This window comes from Mycobacterium sp. (genome assembly GCF_049281135.1).
In the GTDB taxonomy this organism is placed as follows: Bacteria; Actinomycetota; Actinomycetes; order Mycobacteriales; family Mycobacteriaceae; genus Mycobacterium.
Window position 1 is genome coordinate 1 of sequence record NZ_JBAPRN010000012.1, and the last position, 3,650, is coordinate 3,650.

At 63.0% G+C, this 3,650-nt stretch carries 3 protein-coding genes and 1 pseudogene; 3 read left to right on the forward strand and 1 reads right to left on the reverse strand.

Translation table 11 applies throughout. The features are described from left to right. Nucleotides 1-929: GNAT family N-acetyltransferase (locus WAN02_RS00310; RefSeq protein WP_422261714.1), on the reverse strand; the 929-nt coding region annotated here is incomplete at its 3' end. A gap of 186 nt (nt 930-1,115) precedes the next feature. Between WAN02_RS00310 and WAN02_RS00315 the strand changes: the two genes are divergently transcribed. The 3 genes and pseudogenes from WAN02_RS00315 to WAN02_RS00325 form a co-directional block, all read left to right on the forward strand. Beyond that, nucleotides 1,116-2,288: an aromatic ring-hydroxylating oxygenase subunit alpha gene (locus WAN02_RS00315; RefSeq protein ID WP_422261716.1), complete on the forward strand. Its 1,173-nt coding sequence runs from the start codon at nt 1,116-1,118 to the stop codon at nt 2,286-2,288. Nucleotides 2,289-2,305: 17 nt separating this feature from the next. Next, a pseudogene (locus WAN02_RS00320) lies at nt 2,306-3,356 on the forward strand (acyl-CoA dehydrogenase family protein); the annotation flags it as partial. A 55-nt stretch (nt 3,357-3,411) separates the two neighbouring features. Beyond that, the coding region (locus WAN02_RS00325) for a hypothetical protein (protein WP_422261718.1) at nt 3,412-3,650 on the forward strand (239 nt) is incomplete at its 3' end.

Sequence of the window (3,650 nt, forward strand, 5' to 3'; positions counted from 1 at the left end):
TGCTCGAAGGACAGCCGCCGGACGATTCTCGCTGCGCCTTCGTCATCCGGGTCGATGCGTATGACTGCCACCTGGGCGCCCTCCTTCAGCAGAGCTTCAAGTGCGTCGCTGAGAAGCGCTGTTCCCAGACCGGCGCCATGTCCGGGGCTGGCCATTACCAGTGCGCGGATCGCGGCGGCTCGGAGTTCTATGTGGGGGAAGGGCTCTGGGTCGTAGCAGACGAAGCCGACCGCCGTGCCGGAGTCGTCCGCCGCAGTGATCACCCAACCCTTTCCGTCCCTGATGTCTTTCTCCAGTCGCTCGTATCGCACGTCCGAAAGGGGCGTGGCGCCCAGGACTTCCTGGATCTGCTTCGACGCGTCGGGATCATCAGGGGGGCGTGCCGGTGAGGCTGTCGTACCGGTCGGGTAGGCGCGGGGATCGAGCGTGTCTGCGAACGGGCCGGACAGGTGGCGAATGAGCGTGGACAACCGACTCACTGCACTGATGCCGAAACGCCGCGTGAGCCGCTCGGAGGCCGGGTGCGTGCCGTATGCCCAGCATCGCAAGGCCCGTGCCCCGGTGTCTGCCCAGCCGTTGCGGGCGTCGACGTCGAGGCCGAGTTCTTCGACCAACATCGTGGTGAGTCCGCGTGACCGATAGTCGGGGTGTACGACGTACTGGATGGTGCCCAGTCCTGCGTCGTCGACGAGCAGTCGTAGGTAGGAAACGATGACCTTCGGCGCGTCATCCCTGAAACTCAGATCGCGGTGCGCCTTGACCGGCAGGTGAAACACGCGCAGCCCTTCTCGGCCCACGGTGTCGACCTCGTCGGGCTGAATGTGAGAAAACCCGGCCTCCTCGTCGAATTCGGCGGCGGCGGCCACGAGCGCGAGCACTTCCTCACGGTCGCCGGCGTTCAACGTCGAGCACCACTGGTACGAGATCATGTCGATGGCTCCTCATCGCGCTACGTCCTCTGAAACCTAATGCGTAACGGTTAACCAGGCAATCCGCCGGCGATCGCTTTGGAGTATCTGTCGCGGTTTACACTTAAAACTTATTGGGTTAGATTTGTACTCTTGTCGGATGCCGGTCGAGAGAGCACCAGGCCAAATGACACCGGAGGACTCATCATGACCGACGTCGCAGCCGCCCGCGAAGCACGCATTCGCCGGGCCCTGGAACACTTGCGCAACGACACCACCGATGAGTTCGAGCACGTCACGCCGTTCGAGCCCCAGGAGTTCACCGACCCGGCGATTGCCAAGAAGGAACGCGACCTCATCTTTGGTCGGGTTCCGTCCATCGTCGCGCACGGTTCGGAGATCCCGCGTCCCGGTGACTTCTTCACCTTGCAGATGCCGCGCAACAACGTCATCGTCGTGCGCCAGCGCGACGGCGGCGTCAAGACTCTGGTCAACCTGTGCCGCCACCGCGGCGCCCTGCTCGAAACGGCAGAGAAGGGTCGCTGTCGATTGTTCTCCTGCCCCTACCACCGGTGGTCCTATGACACCAATGGCACGCTGCGGACGATCACCCGGGCCAACACCTTCGGAGAAGCCGACCTGACCGACCACAACTTGATCGAACTGCCCACCGAGGAGCGGCACGGTTTCATCTGGGTCGTCGACGACGCCGACGCCCAGATCGACGTCGCAACGTGGCTTGGTGCCGAGATGGACGAGATCATGGCCTCACACGATCTCGACAAGCTCGTCGCCTTTCAGGCAGAGGGTTTCGACGAGCCCGTCAACTGGAAGATCATGCAGGACGCCTTCCTCGACGGGTATCACATCCAATACGCGCACCCGAACACGGCGGCGAAGCACGTTCATACGAACGTGTTGGTGTTCGAGGACTTCGGGCGACACTGCCGGTTCTTGTCGCTGCGTAAGTCGATCGATCGGTGGCTCGAGGAGGATCCAGGTGACCGCAGTCTCGCCGAGTACGTCATCGAGAGTCACTTCGTGGGTCCCAACAGCACCCTGCTCAAGCAGCCCGACCACTTTCAGTTGTTGACGTTCCGTCCGCATCCGACCGACCCGGGGAGGTGTCGCATGGAGATGCGCGTGATCGTTCCGCCGGTCGAGATGAGCGGGTTCAGCGAAGAGAAGTGGTCGCGCCGGTGGGAGAAGAACTGGGAGATCCTGCTTGCGGTATTGCATCAGGAGGACTTCCCGCTGTTGCGGGACTCCCAGGTCGGCATGACCAGCGCGTCCGCTGGTCGCATGCTGCTGGGCCGCAACGAAGTCGCCAATCAGGTCTTCCGCCGCGAGACGCAGAGGGCGCTCGAGCAAGGCTGCTAACGCCAATCGACGGCACCGAGGAGTACATAGACCGTGACACCTGGCTGCTCGCGGGCTAGCAGGGCCTGCTGGGTCTGAACGTCCCAGAGGAGTACGGAGGTGCGGGCGAAAACGACTACCGGTTTCGTGTGGTGATCCAGACGGAGATCGCCCGCGTGGGCGCATCGGCGCTGCAGTCGGGGTTTTCAACCAACGACGACATTGTTCTAAATTATCTTCTGCGGCACGGGAATTGAGGAGCAGAAACGTCGCTGGCTACCGGGTTTTGTGACCGGCGCGACGATCGGTGCGATCGCGATGACCGAACCAGGGGCGGGCAGCGATCTGCGCGGCATTCCTTCGACCGCGGTCCCCGACGGTGACGACTGGATCCTCAACGGCGCCAAGACCTTCATCACCAGCGGCGTACTCGCTGACCTCGTCATCGTCGTCGCCAAGACCGACCCCGAGCTGGGTTCGCGCGGTTTTAGTCTGTTCGTCGTCGAGAACGGTACGGCGGGGTTCACCCGCGGCCGGAAACTGCACAAGGTCGGACTGCATGCCCAGGACACCGCCGAGTTGTTCTTCGACCAGGTCCGCGTGCCCAGGCAGAACCTCCTTGGTGTGCGTGGCCAAGGGTTCGCATACCTCATGCAGAGTTTGCCGCTCGAGCGTCCTGGCATCGGTGTTGCCGCTCAAGTATCCGCTGAGGCGGTCATGGGCTGGACACTCGATTACCTGAAGGAGCGCCACGCGTTCGGCAAGCCCATCGGTGAATTTCAGGGCGTGGGCTTCACACTCGCCGAACTGCAGACCGCCATCGAGGTGTCGCGCGCATACATCGACCGGTGAGTACGCGAGCACAACGAGGGCACACTGTCGGCGGTGGATGCGGCCAAGGCCAAGCTGTGGGCCACCGAGTTGCAGGGCCGAGTCGTGGATGCCGGTGTCCAGTTCCACGGTGGATACGGCTACATGGCAGAGTACCCGGTTGCGCGGGCCTTCGTAGATGCCCGCATTCAGCGAATCTACGGTGGCGCGAACGAGATCATGAAGGAGATCATCCACCGCGATCTAATGAAGTCCTGATCGATCAGGCTTCGTGACGGCAGTTCATGCTTGCGCGCCAAGACGTTTCGCAGCGGTGATTCAGACGGCAGCCGATGATGGGAGACGGGCCGGCGCAGAATCGTTGGCCGAAGGCTGCAAGACGCCGTCTCGGACCAGGGCGTCGATCTCGACATCGGACAGGCCCAAGGATGGTTCGGCAGATTTCGCGGGTGTGCTCACCGGCCAGCGGGGCCGGCCGCAGCGGCCATTGCGGCAACGTTTCGAAGTGCGCCACCTGCTTGGCGGTGGGCAGCGCCATGGGGAGGTGATCAT

Coding starts and splice junctions, on each gene's coding strand:
- WAN02_RS00315 (WP_422261716.1), top strand. CDS start 1,116: ATGACCGACGTCGCAGCCGCCCGCGAAGCACGCATTCGCCGGGCCCTG.